This window comes from Paenibacillus sp. Aloe-11, assembly GCF_000245715.1.
GTDB classification, from domain to species: domain Bacteria; phylum Bacillota; class Bacilli; order Paenibacillales; family Paenibacillaceae; genus Paenibacillus; species Paenibacillus kribbensis.
In genome coordinates this window covers 347372-366137 of sequence record NZ_JH601050.1, presented here as the reverse complement: position 1 = coordinate 366137, position 18766 = coordinate 347372, and the positions used below count along the sequence as shown (strand labels likewise).

Annotated in this window: 19 protein-coding genes; 3 read left to right on the top strand and 16 right to left on the bottom strand. The window is 35.4% G+C overall.

Annotated elements, in window-relative coordinates; translation table 11 throughout:
- Window positions 1-81: 81 nt before the first annotated feature.
- The 5 genes from WG8_RS07735 to WG8_RS29500 form a co-directional block, all read right to left on the bottom strand.
- Window positions 82-915 carry a hypothetical protein gene (locus WG8_RS07735; RefSeq protein WP_043890876.1) on the bottom strand — a complete coding sequence of 278 codons (834 nt, stop codon included), beginning with the start codon at window positions 913-915 and terminating at the stop codon, window positions 82-84.
- A gap of 162 nt (window positions 916-1077) precedes the next feature.
- Entirely contained in the window at window positions 1078-1695 is a 618-nt protein-coding gene (locus WG8_RS07730; protein ID WP_007429567.1) for a helix-turn-helix domain-containing protein, read from the bottom strand.
- 30 nt (window positions 1696-1725) lie between these two features.
- Complete coding sequence (locus WG8_RS07725; protein ID WP_007429566.1) at window positions 1726-1950, bottom strand: hypothetical protein; 225 nt, start codon at window positions 1948-1950, stop codon at window positions 1726-1728.
- Between the two features lie 1096 nt (window positions 1951-3046).
- On the bottom strand, window positions 3047-4900 hold the full coding sequence (locus WG8_RS07720) for an AraC family transcriptional regulator (RefSeq protein WP_043890875.1): 1854 nt from the start codon (window positions 4898-4900) through the stop codon (window positions 3047-3049).
- A 76-nt stretch (window positions 4901-4976) separates the two neighbouring features.
- The gene (locus tag WG8_RS29500) at window positions 4977-5198 is read right to left on the bottom strand and encodes a DUF5659 domain-containing protein (RefSeq protein WP_442950072.1); all 222 of its coding nucleotides are present in this window, start codon (window positions 5196-5198) and stop codon (window positions 4977-4979) included.
- Between the two features lie 680 nt (window positions 5199-5878).
- Between WG8_RS29500 and WG8_RS07715 the strand changes: the two genes are divergently transcribed.
- Complete coding sequence (locus WG8_RS07715) at window positions 5879-6214, top strand: YfjL-like protein (RefSeq protein WP_043890874.1); 336 nt, start codon at window positions 5879-5881, stop codon at window positions 6212-6214.
- 88 nt (window positions 6215-6302) lie between these two features.
- Here WG8_RS07715 and WG8_RS07710 read toward each other — a convergent pair whose 3' ends face one another.
- From WG8_RS07710 to WG8_RS27355, 11 genes are all read right to left on the bottom strand, one after another.
- Window positions 6303-6971, bottom strand: a complete 669-nt coding sequence (locus WG8_RS07710; protein ID WP_052310852.1) for a hypothetical protein — start codon at window positions 6969-6971, stop codon at window positions 6303-6305.
- 503 nt (window positions 6972-7474) lie between these two features.
- Window positions 7475-8902 (bottom strand): helix-turn-helix domain-containing protein, encoded by a 1428-nt coding sequence (locus WG8_RS07705; RefSeq protein WP_007429564.1) that lies wholly within the window; start codon window positions 8900-8902, stop codon window positions 7475-7477.
- Between the two features lie 761 nt (window positions 8903-9663).
- A complete protein-coding gene (locus WG8_RS07700; RefSeq protein WP_007429563.1) occupies window positions 9664-10518 on the bottom strand; it encodes a tyrosine-type recombinase/integrase in 855 nt (284 codons plus the stop codon).
- 820 nt (window positions 10519-11338) lie between these two features.
- Complete coding sequence (locus WG8_RS07695) at window positions 11339-11680, bottom strand: DUF3102 domain-containing protein (RefSeq protein ID WP_007429562.1); 342 nt, start codon at window positions 11678-11680, stop codon at window positions 11339-11341.
- A 637-nt stretch (window positions 11681-12317) separates the two neighbouring features.
- Window positions 12318-12788 carry a hypothetical protein gene (locus tag WG8_RS07690; protein WP_198286447.1) on the bottom strand — a complete coding sequence of 157 codons (471 nt, stop codon included), beginning with the start codon at window positions 12786-12788 and terminating at the stop codon, window positions 12318-12320.
- 25 nt (window positions 12789-12813) lie between these two features.
- Window positions 12814-13332, bottom strand: a complete 519-nt coding sequence (locus WG8_RS07685; protein ID WP_043890873.1) for a hypothetical protein — start codon at window positions 13330-13332, stop codon at window positions 12814-12816.
- Between the two features lie 61 nt (window positions 13333-13393).
- Window positions 13394-14281, bottom strand: a complete 888-nt coding sequence (locus WG8_RS07680) for a hypothetical protein (RefSeq protein ID WP_043890872.1) — start codon at window positions 14279-14281, stop codon at window positions 13394-13396.
- Between the two features lie 236 nt (window positions 14282-14517).
- Entirely contained in the window at window positions 14518-14625 is a 108-nt protein-coding gene (locus tag WG8_RS29495; RefSeq protein ID WP_442950071.1) for a putative holin-like toxin, read from the bottom strand.
- A 120-nt stretch (window positions 14626-14745) separates the two neighbouring features.
- Window positions 14746-15087, bottom strand: a complete 342-nt coding sequence (locus WG8_RS07675; protein WP_043890871.1) for a hypothetical protein — start codon at window positions 15085-15087, stop codon at window positions 14746-14748.
- A gap of 509 nt (window positions 15088-15596) precedes the next feature.
- Window positions 15597-16043: a hypothetical protein gene (locus WG8_RS07670; protein WP_007429560.1), complete on the bottom strand. Its 447-nt coding sequence runs from the start codon at window positions 16041-16043 to the stop codon at window positions 15597-15599.
- A 43-nt stretch (window positions 16044-16086) separates the two neighbouring features.
- The gene (locus tag WG8_RS27355) at window positions 16087-16734 is read right to left on the bottom strand and encodes a hypothetical protein (RefSeq protein WP_007429559.1); all 648 of its coding nucleotides are present in this window, start codon (window positions 16732-16734) and stop codon (window positions 16087-16089) included.
- A 186-nt stretch (window positions 16735-16920) separates the two neighbouring features.
- Here WG8_RS27355 and WG8_RS07660 point away from each other — a divergent pair, with 186 nt between their 5' ends.
- Window positions 16921-17157 (top strand): helix-turn-helix domain-containing protein, encoded by a 237-nt coding sequence (locus WG8_RS07660; protein WP_043890870.1) that lies wholly within the window; start codon window positions 16921-16923, stop codon window positions 17155-17157.
- A 313-nt stretch (window positions 17158-17470) separates the two neighbouring features.
- A complete protein-coding gene (locus WG8_RS07655; RefSeq protein WP_043890869.1) occupies window positions 17471-18433 on the top strand; it encodes a hypothetical protein in 963 nt (320 codons plus the stop codon).
- Window positions 18434-18766: the final 333 nt, after the last annotated feature.

Genomic DNA, 18766 nt, shown 5'->3' with positions numbered 1-18766 from the left:
TGCTACTTAGATTCCCTCTACCTTAACTCTAATACTTCTTAGAACGCCGTTTAGGCTCGTCTGAAGCGACTTCAATATGTATCACTCTACTGGTGTTTCCTTGATTATTACCGCTGACTGAGTATATGTAAATTCTTTGCTTATTGTTGCGGTACGTCCATCGCCAAGTTCTATTGTTGCTATTAAAATTGATCCCCTATATGTCTTCTCTTTATCATCGTTGTCTTCTTTCTGGATCAATTCCTTTTCCCCATGCGTAAGAGCAGATGATTGCAAGAGGTATACACAACCATCTACTTCATAATACTTCCCACTATCTGATTCTGTTTGAGACAGGCCAATAGCCTCTAGAGCTTCCCTCTTAGTATCGTATTTCCTGAATGTTCTTGAGCTTTCAGGATTTCTAGAGTCGTACATTTTTATTAAAAAGTGAGGTTGAGCTGTCGCCCGTTTGGTATTGTCATGTTGGCTCATAGCTGCTATGTTAGAAAAAGAGTAGCCCTCTGCTTCGTTTATTCTATCTATGCTCGGGCGTAATCCCCTTGGCTTACCCTTTTCTAGATATATATCTGTAAGCCGCTTCCATTCTAACCACATTTCAGACTTACACTTGATAATCTGCTCCACTGTCTCTTCAGGAATAGTCCATTCGCAGGGTACACGTCGATAGTACTCATCACCATGTTTCGTGTTATTTATTCTCGAATTAACTGAACCGTAAAGTAAAAAATAAGCAAATTCCTCATCCTCACTGATTAGACCACGTTCTCGTGCAATCAAACTATACTTTATTGCGCGTTTTTTATAATCCACAATTTGAATATCTTCACCATATGTATCTTGCCAACGTTTAATCTCTTTTTCACTTAAAATTCTTGGTCTGCCTCTACCTGCATTTTGTCTTGATTCGTTCAAATTATTGCCTCCAATTTTTGTGATCAAATGTTGATTTTATCTTCTGCTCTTCTATAGGAGAAGGGTAGAGCGCCCAATACTCATCGGCTCACCAATCATAGATGTGTCGAAAGCATTAGAAGAGTCAAATTTTTTAGTACCATCCCCTTCTCCCATTAATGCTTAGTTTAAGTTTTGGATGCTCTGCTTTACCTTTTGGTGATATTCTTTGTAAAACTCAAGCGAAGACTCTTCATCCAAATAATCATCAAGGAGACAGGAGAATTCGCTAGCACTTCTCGACTCCTTATACAGTGCGTTGGGGTCATTTTCGTTGGTTTCATTCTGAATGAACTCATACAAATGATACGTATAGTCACTAGAAGAAATCCAAGTCCATAAGATAGTGTAGAATTCACGAATTTCATTCTCAGAAAGAGTAGCTTCATTTGAAATATCTTTAACCTTCAGTTTTTCAGCCTCTTGTTTAATAGCTTCAAGTTGCAACGCCATGTCATAAGAGTGTTGAAGCATATCAGCAGCTTGTACAGGCTGACCATTCTCCCACTTACGCAGCTTAGATTCAGAACATCCTAGCAGTCCACTAAGTTTTCTAAGGCTGATATTCAGCAACTGTCTACGCTGTTTATATTCTTGACCTACCTCTTTCCATTCGGCGCTACTATCTCGTACAAATTGTTCTTTGGATTCCTTGCTATCAGCAAAGATAAGTCTTGAAGCATCATTGTATAGTTCTACCAGTTCCTCTTTGTTCATGCTGCTCAGGTGAATTGTATTCATTTATGTATTTCTCCTTTTAATGTATGATAATTATTTTTGTGTATAGCTACGTTTAAACTGTTTTACAAAATTACTATTGGAATATTCCATACTCGCATTAGCGAATTCTAAGAATAAATCAGCGTTTTTTACGGCAAACTCCATTAGCATATCATGACGACATTCCAAATCATATTCTGCTTTCAAGTGTTCATCATGCTCCTCGTATCCCAATACGCTTTTAATAAATTCATTTGTTCCTTCAGTATGTGGCATTTTCTATCTCCCCTATTAATTTTTAAAATGCTTGTTTTACTGCATTCTTGCTTCTACGCCTTCGACAAATCCAATATATGTATCAAAGCTAATCAATCGCTCAAGACTTTCATGCATTCGATCTTGTAGATACTCTTTGAAGTCTTTAAATAGTCCATGTTCGTGAATGAAATCTAAAACTACTTCATATTCATCCTCATATCCCTCAACTACTTTTTCAAGTGATTCATTTTCTTTTTTTAGCGAAAAAAAATTCCTCTGGTGTCAGTGTGATAGTTTTATTCATTTAAAGTCCCCCTATTATGTATGAATTATTTTATATAGTTCCGGCTTTACTTCATGTGAAGACAATCCAACACTAAATCAAGCGCATCCCCCCTTTCAATAAACTGCCTCTTTGGTAAGTCTATGCGGCTACATGGGAAACGTAAAGACAGGCCACCAAATTAATTCTGCCGCTGATATCCCTATACTTTTATCTCTAACTCACAGGTATTGCCCTTACCAATACAAATGCCCTTCCAAGGCAAAGTATCTTGATTTCCTATAGATTATTCAGAAAAAGGATGTACTAAAGACAAGTCAACAATAATCCATTTTGACCAGGTATTTGTTCGTATTCTGTTATCCACCTGTCAACTAATCTGGCCTATGACTATAATTCCTATATATATTTATGTACAACAAAACACAGGAATCAAAATCAGCTTCCACAACTATTTGCTACTTATGCAACTATAACGATTAGAAAACTCCCCTTATCGGGTCGTATTCTAACATTTACAGCATGGCATACGCCACATTGTTCATTTGTATACTTCTCAATCTCGCCATCTGATTTGCAAGTTTCAGCCTATTTCACGCTAATTTAAGCCATAACTTGCAAAACCAAATGTGCAAAAAACTCAATGATATCAACACTTTTTTATCAATCTCACCACTTTTCTATATAATATATATAGGGAGATTGGATAGATTAGTATCTGATCAGGTTCAAGAATCTAAATTACAGACAGTCACTGGTGACTGGATGACGTAGCAATAGCGTAGCGCTTGCGGAGATTCTTTTGATCTTATGGTTAAGGTAGCTTGGACATTACAATCTGATGATACAACGGTATTCAATTCTAATCTGTTTTGTGCTTATGTACGTTTGAACTAGGCTTAAATCCTTATTGAAGTATCTTGAAAAATGGCTACTTTTTATATTGAATTCCTTGGCTATATCCTTTTTTGAATATATTCCTTCAGGCTGGCTTATCAACCAATCCGTGATCCTCTCTGTCATCGTTGCCTCTTTAGATAGTCCTGAGTCACTACTTTCGTGCTTGCTCACAAAATCATCTACAACCAATGAAATTGGCTTAGCTATCTTAATCCCCTTTAATTGCTTGGCTACTTTATTAAACACTTCTCCGCTACTGGTCACTATGTATATCTCTGCTTTGGGTTTAGGATTACGCTGTACCCGTTTAACAGTCTGATACATCTCTGATATGATATCGCACTGTCTGATTTTCTCTAAATCCCTGTTTTTGAAGGCTCTAGTCTTATCCTTCTTTACAATATCTAACGACACTTTCCAGTCGTGTTTATCTGCATACTGGCACAAATGGATGATATGGGACTCGAAACGTTGATTAGGTGTTCCAAGCAAGTAACAGCAATCAAAGTCACGCCAAGTATTTTTTCCAATAAGATTCCCATACCAATTGATGCTGATAGATTCGCCATTATATTCATCGCCCACAGCAATATCGGTGAATCCAACTTGTCTGAGTTGACGAATAAAGCCACCTTCATCACCGTTATCAGATAACACGAACTCCTTATGTAACACAATGAGATATCGCTTCCCTAGTTTATAGTTGCGCTTGATAAAATTTGTTATCTTTTCAAAGTATTCATTCTGATTAATTTCTTTGTTCAGCTTCTTATGAATATTGGTTTTGCTGGTGCTGAATTTAATGTGCGTTATAGTTGAGCCTGAATGGTCAATAATCTTGGACTGCTTATCTAAAACAAATTTGATATTTCCATTTTTCACATTATATAAATGGTCAATCTGTCCGTTAGCGTCTAGTATTATGTTGTTGGCTAGACAAAACAGTCTGTACTTTTTATTATATGTACTGAGCGAATGGTAATTATAATAGCATGTGTTTTTATAAAATAATTCTAGTTCTTGTACAATGCCTTTGAGATTATTATAGGCTGAACGCCCCTTGTCACGGATAATCTCTTCTTTGTTTTTGTTTATGACATTACACAACTCATAGAGAGGTTTCAAGCTGTCCATTTTAGGATGACACCTTATAATTCCTCTGCTTGAGAGCTTTTTCCCTTCACTTGTCTTCATTCGCTCACATGCATCAATCTGATTGAGTAAGCTATTGACTGCATCATACAACAAGGGATGAAGAGTATGCGATAAAACAGAAAATAAATCATTGTACTCTGACCTACTGAAACTGACAATATCGAAGTCAATCCGTTCGTCTATGATTTGTGTATGTCTGCCCTCCGTGAACGATTGTCTCAATTCATCATCTTCACACAGCATTTTATAGCGTGAATGCGTAATAATGAGAACATCACAATCACGTACAACCTCAAGATTCTGCCTATAATAACTCCAATTATCAGAAGTAATTCCAATAACATGCTGGCCTTTGCCTATAATCCGTTCGTTACTATCTCCAAATCCTTGGTACAACCTGTCGATATTCTCACCTATGTACTGACTAGAATCTTCAACATCCTTGGCGAACCTCTTTACTAACAGAAACCTCCTGTATGGCTTCCCATAATTGATAGCTGTAAACTGATAAGACTCTATGTATTCCCTCAAAATCTTATTTGTTTCCACCGATTTACCGAGTGAAGCCTCTAAATCAATAACTACAAACGTATTTGGGTCAGTTTCACCTTCTAATATCCTCCGTTTCATATTTAAAATTTTATTTGTATACTTCTCGCCATAAACGTCAACAAATGTTGGAATAGAATGATTGGAATGTATAGGTTTAGCCCCTTACTGGCATTCTGCTGGCATACTCATGAAACTCATGATCGGTTTTATAATCTGCCATTGCCTGTTGTAAGCGTTCACTAGAGCAAAACAAATAAACATTCCTGTCACTTTTCAAATCGTCACCAATCGCAACCAACATAAATCCCTTTAACTGAAGGTAAAGAGATAGTTTTCGCGAATGAATGACAGTTGTCCCATTAGAAATATAGACCACTCCCGTCTTTTTGATATCCAGTTTTCAAAGATCGCACAACAAATAAACTTAACGGTCCATTTTAGATAGAACGAATAAAGACAATATTAAATTTGCCAATCCTAAAAACTATTTTAATTTCATCTATCTAATCTAGTATCCATCTCGTCTACTTCTGTGTTTTAAATCTGCTGTGTTAATTGTATACGTGGTAAAGCAATATGTATTGTCAACTACTTAACTTTTATTCCCTTTAATCCCGTTTCACCTTCGCCTCACTGGTTCATCTCCTTTTCTTTGTGATTCCAACTGAAGCCTGTCACGCTTTGGTTGATATACCCATAGTATATCAAGGGAATATATCTGTCAACAGTAAATTGAAAATAATCTGATTTTACACAATTAGAAACTGTGTGTGTGCATCGGCATGTGAATATCAGAAATATATATAATGAAGAAAAAATTTGAGCCTCTATTTCGTAGAGTGAATTGATGTTATTCATTCAGCCGCTTTTCATTATAGTAATTGTTAAAAGTTTTTCACTTCGAGATATTCAAACTTACCTCAAAATTGGAAAACTGATACCACGATAAAATAATTCCAAATAATGTTTCGTATTGATTTCTATTAGTGTATAATTATTACAGAATAAAGTTTGGTATATAATAGATTGATAATGTTTGTAATGGAGGTGAATTATTTGAGCAAAAAACGTTTATTTTTTATAATAGGAATACTTCTCTTGGTTTTGATTGTAGGCTTTATCTATTATTTTTTTAATGGTTCCCCTAATAAAAAAAGCGATGCTGCAACAGAAGTTAAAACATACCTAATGACAGAACGTTCTTACAAAGCTGAAGATTTTCAGGAAATTGATGGAGTTTATTCTTTTAAGTACAAAGAATATCAAGCTGTTGTAAAGTTCAAAGATGAGCCGAATGTAAATTACACTTATGCCAAAGTTAATGGAAAATTTAAGCTTGTTGGTACAACGAACGTGGAAGGTAAACATATGGATAGCACTTTCAACAATTAGGTTAAATAATAGAAACAGCGTGTACCCTTTTTTTTAAAATCGGTACACGCTGTTTCTTTTTAACAAGATTGTTGCAAGAACAAGAATATTACCAATTTCCAAAGCTAGCAGCTATGAAGAAACCTTGTTTTCCTGTCTCTCCAAGACTCTTCCAATCATATGGAAGTATGTTATAACCATTACCTACAGTATTAACGTGACGTGCATTCAATCCAAAAGAATAATAGGCAAGCCAAGGAATTTTAGAGCAATAAACTTCTTCTAAATTGAGCATATTATTAAGAAGTCCGTATTTTGCATTTGAATGCTGAGCAACATAGCTTTTTGCCCATGATCCGGCTGAATGCGCCAGAGAAGCATCGCTATTACGGACAACTACTGTATTGGGGTTTTTTCTAAACCAAGCAGAAAGAGATGTTAATTCTGGGTGTGCCCCATATCCTGCTATAGAAGCGATATATCCATTAGCATCTGTAACAATACCAGCATGTCCCGTTAATCCAGAACTCGATGTATTATTTGTAACTAACACATCTCCACCTTGAACAGTAAGACCATTTGGATATGTGGCCCTAACAGCCATTGTTTCAACAAGAGCATTATATGTAACATCTGTAACACTAGCATCATGTGACGATAATGTCAGTTGAGGTACTTCTTCCACAGCACTGGCTGCATAAGAGGTTGATGATAGCTGCGGTGTTAATGTTAAAAATAACACCAAAAACAATGCAATTGAGAAAAACTTTTTAACCATGAATACATCTCCCTTTATATTTTTTCGGACTAAAACTCATATAATTCCATGTGAATTTTATCCATAAATAGATTGTAAAGTGTATGGATATATTTGTCTATGTTTTTTTAGTAGTGATTCATTTTCAATATCCTCCTACGTTTTTGCCAAAGTAAAATTATTTGACTTTACCTCTTTTGGTGAATACTGATTCCCTCTGTTGCCCCATTTTCAATCCCATAAATCCTCTCCAACTCCATACATAACAAAAAGGCTAGACGGGAAATCTCATCTAACCTCTTCTTAAATTAATTATTTAATGCTCTGCCTTTTTCCCATTGTCCACATTAGGAATGATTAAATTCCCCCGTGGTGACCTGTTGGTTCGTAATTAGAGCCATTTTAGGAGTGCATTTTTAACTCTTTTTTGTTCCGCTTTTACTTACGTTTAAAATCCCCCAACTTGATCATGAAGTTGGATGTGACTATGCGACTGAACAGGCACGGTAACAATAAACAAAAAACTAGCTGCGGCGATCAGCAGTACCATGTTTTTCAACATTTTTTTCAACATTTTTTAACCACACCTTTTCAATAAGTTTTAGAAATCCTGTTTTAGTTTCTGGAGCAGCATAATCCTGAAAATGTAAAAACAGACCCATACAGTTTATAAAGTAAGTTTCATTATTTATTATATGTGACTTTAGCATTGCATACATCAAGTATTTAAAGCCATCGTTATACATTGACCGATACAAATAATAATAAGCTAACTCGTATTCAAATCGGGCAAGCTGCTCTGGTATGACTTGCTTAGTATACATGTCAGATGATGGCTGTCCTAGTTTGACAAAGGAGTCAATAAGCGTTTCAAAACGCTCTAGTACGTGATTAACATCTAACTGAAATCGGTTAGCAGCAAACATTACGTTCAATAGCTTAGTAACCATTTCTTTATCGACTTTTGATGCAGCAATGTATTCAATATAATCTGAAAGCACACTTGTATCTCCAGACAGGAGCTTATTAACGTAAATATTACAATCCGCCCAATCTTGAAACAGTTTTATCCAGTGTAAAGTATCCTCATCCGTCTCTTTGACCCAATCTAAATTAGCGTAGGCGTATGTATATTGTAGAGCTTGTTGATAATCGCCTTGAGCTTCAGAGACACTTGCACATAACAGATCAGCATAAGCAATGTATCCAAATAACGGCCCCCTGGTTACCTTTTCATGCTCCCTGTTCTTTCGATTCTTTTGCTGATGCTTCATTGAATATTGGACTTCCGCTTTTCCTCTCATTTTCCTTGCTATTTCATCAACCTTGTCCCATTTACGCAAAGACCTATACACGTTTGCCAAATCCTTCAATGCGTCAAGCTGATCTATTTCATCTAGGCGCTCTACAAAAGCTTCAAATACCGCAGTTGCTTGAAGATTTTGAGCCTGGTCTTCCCCTATACGGATGCTGAACAACCGATATTGACATAAAGCTAGCCGTTCTGAATGCTGCTTTCTTTCACTCTCCGCCGCGTTTTCATAAAGGTAAGCTGCTGCGTCCCGATACCCTTTGCGGAACAAGTCCTCGGCTAGTCCAAAGAGCGAAGGGCTGTATATCGGATTATCCAGAAACATACTTACAGCACGTTGTAAGCAATCCAGTCGCCCTAATTCAACACAACGATATACGAAAGGTTTTACTCTCCGCCAGTTAAGTGGTGATTCTTCAACGCACTCTTCAACAAATCGCTCATAAAAATAATCCGGTGGTAAATTCATGCCCATCGTAATACGATCCAGTTGATTAACAGATAAAGAACGATTGCCTGTGATGATACCGCTAATTGTACCTACATTCAAACCAATGATATGCCCAAACTCGGTCATACTCATGCCCTTCTGTTTTAGATACTTTTCAATTTCTGTCCGAATCGTAGGTGCGATTTTCATGGATAAAACACCCTTTCAGCGTGAAATCGTTATATAATGCATAGTTAAAAAAATTATGTAATTGTGAAATAAGTAGTAAAATACATTTGTTTTATCGCTCATGATTGTACCATCTTTTGGAACAAAATCATATACCTTTCATATTTGAGTTCCAGATACCTTTTGGGATAGTTTAGGATGATTTTATGATTAAGAGTATCATCATTTTGCTTATGTATAGTTTATTGGGAAAATCAGAATACAACTCATCTAATACAAAGTTATCTGATTGAATAGTAATGTTCATATTTCATTGTAAATTAATCTATGAATAGAGCTTAGAATGGATGTATGACATATAAGCAACCTTCATGATATTCAGGATGGCATCGAGTCAAAAATTAGACTGAGTCGGGGAGTGGAAGTGCTAGGGGTATATCTGTAGAAGTTAAGTGGTCAATTGATTTTTACCACCCCCCGTTCCGCAAAATTTTGCGTATCGGTATCAATAGAGCCAACAGATTCAGGTAAAGACAACATTTCAAATATTTTACCAGTCCCCAAATTCGGAGACGATTCCGATTTTCCAAACTGTTCAAATGCTTGAATCGTTCGCTCATATAACTTGAGTGTGGAGATGGATGTGCTACAGCATAATTCGGTAAAAATAGGTGTCGTTTGGGTGTAAAATATCCCCCCTTATTTAAATCATACACCAATATATGGCTATTAAATGACAAATAAACCCAGTGCGCTTACACTAGGCTTGAACACATGTGAATTTAGAGTCTGTTCATCTTCTCAATCATCTTTTGTTTTGTAGGGTTAGCGTATAAGAGTGTGGTATGAATGTTACTATGCCCTGCTTGATTCGCTACTTCATGGACTGACATATCATTTTCTAATGCATAAGAGCAGAAGAAATGCCTCAAATCGTGAGGAGTTATTTCCTTTCCTACAATAGCTGAATATTTATTGAAAAGCTTATTGATTACAGTTCTATCTAATTTACCTCCTCTGTTACTTGGGAACAGATAATCACTTATAATACCTTTGTCTGAGCGATCTTTAATCCAACTTTGTATAGCTGTCCTCGCCTTGTCTCCCATAAACACAGTTCTAGTCTTCTTTCCTTTACCTTCAGATACAATTAACTCTCTTGAAGTCAAATTAAAATCAGTCATACGGATATTTAGCGCTTCACTAATCCGTAATCCACAATAGGCCATCAATGACACGATAGCATAGTTACGTTTTGACTCATGTTCCAGCACCAATTGTCTGAACTTCTCAACGTCAGCAAGTCCAACAGTAGCCAGTGAAGCATATTGACGTTGAATCTTTAACATGTCCTTTTTATTAATCGCAACCTCTGTCTGTACTCCTGATTCAACCAAGTAGTCGTTAAACTTGATAAGTGCGCTGATTTTAGCATTGATGGAAACAGGTGCGAGCTTCTTGACTGTTTTGAGATAGCTTATGTAATCCTTCACATTCTCTCTATGCAGCTTCTTGAACTCTATTCCTTTGCTCTCATCAAACCATTTCATAAACCCACTTACATTAAGTATGTAACTTTTAATTGTATTCAAACTTTTTTCATCCTGCCGTAAGTATTCCTCAAAAGCTTGGATCATCTTCACCACTCCCATACAATTATGTTGCATTCAATTTAAGTAGATTTCATATAAATTATGTTGCATTATATAGTCTAATTATACTATTATCCTATTCATTTTGCAACATAATTGTTGTTATGTGGCATTACTAGAATTGATGAAAATTATTTACTATACAATGTTTTTGCCCGGACAATGATCACTCAGAAATAACCATCTTGAAATTCAAGACGGTTAACACTGATATAAGCAAGAAAAATTTTACGCAGCGTACAACCCATTGACAGCATAGAAAATATCGAAGTCGTGTGATATGTACGTTAACCAGTCAAGTTGACGCTGTGTCAACCATATGAGGGATGTCGCCCACTTTGATGAGGCATTAGGCTAAGCCGCATCGACACCCTTATCGAAGCTCAATCGTCAAACTTGACCATATGTTCAAAAACTCCTTATTACATATAGCTTTCTGAGTCATTGTGGTTCAAAATTATGCCTGAATATATTTAAATCTTACCATATTGAAGAAATAGTGAAAATATAGATAAATAAAGGGATTTATGAAGAATTGCTTTGCATCGTGGTTTCAATCGTAGGTATCGGAGAAAAATGTTCAAAAAAGCTTGATATACCAAGGGATATTTAAGTTTTTATGAATTAAATTATGAAAAACTTAATTTTATAAAACCATTTATTTCTCTATACTTTTACACACAGCAAACACGTATCGTCAATCGTAACACGATTAGCGGAATGGATGACATATTTTCATGTTTTTTCATCAATTTTCACTCTATCAAGTTGGTTCATCTCATATATAATAGAAGAAACGCAAATCTCACTCACGTACAGTTATCTCCTCCACTGTCTTGCTGTCACCAGTCGATGGAACAGTATGCTCTTGTTCAACAAACTCCAGACGATCAATGGATTCGGGTAGAGATAACATCTCGAATATCTTACTGTTTGCCAAAAGCGACGACGTCGTCGCATTTCCGAACTGTTCGAATGCTTTAATCATTCTTTGTGCTGTTCTTGGAGTAAAATCAACTGTCTTTAACCACTTTTCCCACTCACCATGAGCTAAGTCATTCTCTTTCACATACTTCAATCGTCGCCCAATCTCAAAAACTGATTGACCAGCTATTTGTTTGTAACTCGGTTTAACCGTTTTGCTCATCTTTTATATGGCTAATAATTTCCCATACCAAATTGGTACTCAACGGTGATTTACCTGTTCACCTTCTAAGCTTAACTTAGTAGCCTAATGCTGAAATTGATTCAGTATTAAAGTGGAAGTAATCAATATGATAAGAGGATAGAAAATCATTGCCTATTCAATGACAAAGAGGCAAAGTCAAATAATTTTACTTTGGCACTAAGTTAAACTTAGGACTCGGCGAAATTACCGATCCCCCTTCAGCTTCCATCTAAGCCATACAGGGAGAACGAAATTTCGTTCCCGTTAAACTAATACTGAATCAATTTCAATATATAACTCGGTTTAACCGAGTTTTAGCTTCATATATTCTCACGACTGAACTTTCAGGAGTCACAATTATGGATTCCCACAGGGCAACTTTGCGTTTTGGTATTTATCTGCTCTTGAAATTTCAATGACAGGTAATCGTGTCACTTGGTGACACTAGGTGACACCCTCAAGTTGGACACAGCGTCCAATAGTTTAACGTAGTGTTAAACTCAATGATATGAAGGGTTTTGGCAAGCTGCAAAAAGCCAATTGGGGTTTCCTCAACCTGAAGAAAGCCGTGATCCATTGCATGTAGAGCTTTATTTCACAATGAAAGAAGCCTCTTTCACCTCTCAACAAAATACCTATTTGTCATATACCAAGCCTTACCTTTCACTGTATCCACCATACCCTTTTTACTATCCAAAAACACAATCTCACCGCATTCTTTACAGCCCCATTTACTCCTCTTGTATGCTGATTCCTCTATATAAGAAGCTCCACACTTGCACTCCACCTGAATCAATGTCTTATGCTGGCTGTATGCATCTGCTAACTGTTCATTGGCCTTACTTGCTGCTGTAGGCTGTATTGCTGCTACATGTTTCCTCTGCTCACTAAATTCATTATGTACCTTAAAGTCTGCTACAAGCTCAGGATTCAATCCAAAATGTTCTTTGCCTACTGTTGTTACATATTTACTTCCTACACGATATGACTCTATCCAGTCCTTTATTTGCTTGCTGGATAGATTGACAGTTCCTTTAATACCGCTGTTTAGCGTGTAGATCATTGTGTGATGTTGGTTTGAGTTAATATACATTAGATTAACGTCCCCAATGCTATGAATTGATTGGCTTTGAATAAATCTTCTTATTGAGTATGTCTTCTTGTTTCTTTAATATTTTAAATCCATCCCTAGAATAAATGTCTGGTTTATCAGACAATAAAATATAGCCCTCATCTGTAGTTTTCAATAAGTAAAGCTCAATATCTGTACCGTTTATGTTATCTGTGAAATAGTATACTCTTCCTATCTTCTTTGCTACAAAATATATAAACACATAAACAATTAAGCATAATAATAAGCTAAGAATTGAAGATCCTAATACTGTAACCTTCAAATCTTTTATAGTTTTGATATCACCTGTAAAAAAAACCATGATTACAATTAGTGCAGCAGTAGCGGCGACAGTTAGAGCAATTGACAGTGGTGTTACCATATATTTTTTGTTGCTCTTGTACAATAGCTTTTCAAGAGGAGTTGAGTTAATTAACGCAATACCTTTGAAAATTAGTATGGCTAGTGCGACTATAGATCCAACTCCGACTAAAGGCAAATATTTGGTTATAAATTCCATTATTAATCCTCCACTATCTAGATTTCTTCATACACCTTATAAAATCATAGTTTTAGTTGAATCAAATTTTTCTGACCAACCTTCCATTTTCAATAAATCCATTTGAATTGTAAAAATGGGTCAATACTTCCCTTGTAATTTCCCCTTCTGGATATATTGTTCCGTAAATTTCTGTAATTGAATGACCATAACTGTAGCTCCTTTCAAATTGTTCCCATGGAAGGTTCTTGTTACGATTCAATTCTATAAATAACTCATTATTCAGAGAATCTATTTTTCTATTCAGCAAGGGAACTAAACTTATTAATGATTGTAGCATCAATGAACCATGTCCAATTCTCTTTTTTACTGAAAAGAAATCAATAATTTCAAGTTTACCGCTATTTAAATATTTAAGATACATTCTTGAATGTGTCTCTTTTACCCGACCGTATGACAGAAAAAGAGTAGGCGTATAATTAATATCAAAGGAATTCATATCAAATGTTATACAAATTAGCTTATCTTTTTTATCACGACCTAATTGAAAAAAATAGTTATTGAAATTTTCTTCTGTTTTAAAGCGATATAGCCGTTTAATATCGGATTGTATATCCGCTAAACCCTTTAAATCTTTGCACGTATTTGAATATATATTTCGTAATTTAACATTCTCTTTTTTAATAGATCTATAATACTCTTTACAATTTGAGGGATCTAACGAACAAGGTCTATCACTAACAAACAATTTATAGTTGTCTGGAATATCAATATCAGTCCTGACTCTCATCAAATCAGTCAATGTTGTAATATTGAGCAAAACATTATTGATTTGAGCAGTTTCTTCTTTTACTTTGCTTATCGAAAAATTCTTATCACATATTTTCGCGCTGACTTGTTTAATCTCTTTGTCAAAACATTCACATGTTTTTTTTCTTACTGCACATCTTATTTGTCTTAATAGCTTCACCACCTGTAACATCCTTTCAGCTAATTTTAGGTTGTTTCTTTAAATCAGAAAAATTATAGCTGTTATCCATTTATCCTCTTTTCCGCATTGTAAATGCTGATAAACCTGTGATAAAATAAAGTCAAGAAGTATATAATAAAGAAGAGCAGAGATGTTGAAGCATCCCTACTCTTTTGGCAACAACCGCTTATAAGGGCGGTGGCTGAGACAAATATTAACGGGCAAAAAGTAGACCATTACCTTGTCACGGGCGGTCTACTTTTTGTTGTGGAAAGAGGTATGAGCACAATCAAAGTCGCAAATGAAATCATAAGCGTCAATGCTTGATATACCTCCACAGGCATCACCTCCTTTGCAGGAGACTAGCCGACCGCCCATCTAAGCCATTCTGTTACCAAGGAATATTATAACATATTGATTAGATAGAGAGAAAGGATTCATAATATTATGCTACGCGTTGAAATCTATTTAGATGTTTTTATTGAAGAACTATTATATTCTTTCTGTTCTTGTTCCTTTTTCCATTCCATAAACTGATTTAACTCTTTGTTCGTCATTTGATCAATAGATTTTGGTTCAGGTGCGTTATTATTAATGCATGAAGAAATAAACGAGAAGATACCCATTATAAAAAGAATAAATGCTAATAATAAAATCAGTTTGAGAATAAATTTTCTATCTAAACTCAATTTAGGTTTTTCATAACCTATTGTATCATTTCGCCGATCATATAATAAGTTACCACATTTTGTACAATGAGTAGCACCTTCACTGTAACCTTGTCCACATTTCAAACAACGGAACAATAGCTGTATTTCACCTCTCAGATTATACCAATATTTTACCATGTCTTAGGTGATAGGTCTATAGTAACAAAAAAACGCCTATTGCTAGGCGCTTACTCCATATCAAAGGGGGGTGATTTGAAATCATGTCCTCCATGACTCCTGTATGCATATTTTTTCTTGTTTCAGCTTCCTTTTTCATGCACCTACCTATTGGCCTGAGCCAGCACTTTCAGACTGATTAACTGACCATCCCAAGTTTGCAGGAAAAGCTTACCCTTTATGAGTCGTCCACATCTATACATGCTGATTGCTCCTTTATTTAGAATGATAGAATGTATTGTCAACGTTACAGTGTTGATTATGATGATAAAATGACTCTTTTACATTTGATTGCCATAGCTGTTAAAAGCCCTAAAAAGGTTATCGAAGCCTACTTAATGTCATTAAACATTGTTACATGAAATAACAGGACAGATTATTCTGTAAATGATTATGAGGTTGTCTCCATCCTGCTATGTATTATTGGATTAAGCGAACATTGCGACTTCCGTCATGTGTGAGTATTTGCCTAGTTTTAAATATGTGTCATAGATGAGCTCAGGATCATCAGTTTCGTATCTATCCATTTTCCATTCATGTGCAGGTTCTTGAAACAACTTTTCAAATGCAGCTTTCTTGTTACGATAATAATCATAAACAAAAGTTGCCTTGACAGTGTAACCGTAAGCGTCGATATCTTCTTTACGCATCTGTACCAGTAAATACAATGGGTGATTAGCAAAAGTTGAGCGTTGAAGAAATTCGTTCATACGTTCAACTGTATTGAGCATGAATTTCATTTCAGTAATAAGGATTTCTGCCTTTGATGAGATATCAAGGAAATAGCAGAGTTTTTCAATGGTCAGGTCAGCGTGATACGGAATTTCAGTAGTGGTCAGATTGACCACCTCTTGGTTATTCAATGTAATTGTCATATGTATCTTCCCCATTCGTTTTATAGTTGTGTCACGTGACACATTAGTAGCCTGAAACAATATCCATAGCTTCATCCTCTGTATGTTCAATAGCCTGAATAAAGGGCAACAATGGTTCCTCACGTTTGTACTGGATAGCCTTCTCACATGTACCTCCAGCGTCACGCCATTCCCAATATGCGATGATATCAATGGATTCAAGAAAATACATGGACAGAGCTTCTACGGGATTCGCAGCGTACAATTGCATAAACTGTTCATCTGTAAGTTGATCGTTTTGAAAATATTCGTCCTTCATTTGATGGAGTAAAAGAAATCTACTTTCACGATTTACATTGATGATACGATTTACATACTCATTACGGCGTTCAACAGTGTTCAAGATGATTTGCATGTCATTGCGGATTCGCCAAGCTTCAGGGGAAATATTGAGCATACTGATTAGATCGTTGACGGTTAGATCAGGATTGTACGGCGCTGGCTCGATAATACGAGTCCATACCCCATCGTTACCATGCTCAAATACTTGGATAGCGTCTGATACGCTGAGACCAATCGTCTGCCATTTGCGGTTGAGAGCATCGGTGATATGGTAATAGTGTAGTTCCTTTTCAGCGTCTTCTTCTGATTCCCAAACTTGATTCATGCGTACAATGTCGATGATGGTTATCTCATTAGCTTTTTTGGACATTGGGTATCTTCCTCCTTGAGAAATTGATAAAATGGCAATAGCAAAGCTAAAGAAAGTACTGTGATATCCTTCTCAGCAGTGCTATAATCATTCAGTAATCATAATCATTTAATGACTATATAGACAATATACGACTATAGACATTTGATGTCAATAGTTTTGTTTAAGTATATTTAGGAGGAAATAATGAGGACAAAATTCACACTTACATGTAATCTAGATAAAGTACTTAAGGAAAAAGACATTACACCTTATAAATTATCGAAGGAGACTGGCGAAAGAATCGGAACAATTTATAAATTAGTAAATAATCAAGGTTTAGATAACTCTCGCCTTTCTGCTTCAATGATGGCTAACATTTGTGGATATTTAGGTATCAGTTTAGGGGAGTTGTTTGATATATCAGAGGAAACAGAAGAATAACCTACAGCATACTAAAATTATTACCAACATAGATAGACACAGCAAAGAGCCTAGATAGTACGTCTAGGCTTATTTGTAGTCACGAAGTTTTGAAATTTGGTATTGAATGAAATATAACATGAGGATCTGTATTGAACACTGCATCTAAATATGAAAACAGAAAAATAATACCGACAGTACATAAAGCATTGAATCACATCTTCATAATAACCTTTTTTTGTATATAAATCCATAAAATGAAAGAATAATTATACTGCTGAATAATCAACCTATTAACGCAACAAAAATTTTCACGTGAAAGGAATGAGGTACAATGTCAACTATCTCTTGTCCAACCGAAAACGCTAAGCTATCCGAAGTCACATCCAGCATTGAAGATCGAGCAACAGAAATAATTCAAGGTATAGAAAATGAAGCAAAAGCTGATACTGAAAACCTTAAAAAGGACATGCCCAGCGGTGAGGAGAACAAAATAGGCATAGACATTAAATTTAACTGGACGGACAAAGAATTCAGCTTTCATATTCCTACAGTTAAACTTGAAGATCAAGTAATAGGAAGTCTTCATTTACCTGAGTTTAAAATGGAAAACAAAGATATAGTTTTTTATACACCCTCAGTTAAAATGGTGGACAAAAAAGTCGGTGAATATCCAACTGTTGTATGTAGAGGTTTTTCATGTCATACAGAAATGAAAGATATTATTATTAGTGTTCCGGAAACCTTTCAACAAGAACATAAAATTACTTTGGGAATCCCATCTGTAACAATGAAACAACAAGATATAATTATGGGAATTCCTGTTTTCGGTACCCAATTGCAGAAATTTGTATTATCTATTCCAGAAATTGAAATGGTTAGCATTTCTCAAATAAGCGCTGAAACAAAGAAAAAATCAGAAGAACTAAATGAAAAATATTCTAAAAAAAATCAAGATGTTAAAGCTCAAATTAGGGACTTAATCATTAAAGAAGTTGAACCAGCACATACAGACCTTTTCAATTGTATAAAGAGTGGTGTCTCTGCCATGAAATCTGCGAGTATAACTCCATATGAATCAACTATTACAACACTAAATACGGGAATAAGTAATCTTCAAGCACAAGGTGTACCTTCAGATAATGCATCTTTAAAACAGATGGAGGAAAGTCTTAGAGTAACAACAGAGCAACGAGATAAACAGGTGCAACTATTTGATTCAAAATTAGATGAAATTGAAGCTCAAAGAAAGTCGTCATTTGAAACAATTATAAATCAAATTGACGTGCAAAGCTAAGATTAGTGTAACTAAACAGTCCAACTAATAAACAAGTTGGACTGTCCATCATCAATTTTGCATTCAATCACCTCTTCAATAATGGACAAATATTTTGAAAATTACTGACATCATGCTACCTGCCGTTGTGCAATTCTCACATCTACTCATGCCGGGCAGCATAACATTCAATGACTTAACCCAAAACAAATGCATTTTCGAGCTAAAACATAGCCATTCTATCTTTTCCATGATTGATTATTCTGTTGATTCCGAGTTTTCTAATCACCAATAGTATCTCTATAAAAATATTCAATCTATCTAAATTGCTATAATTTTATCCACTTATACAAA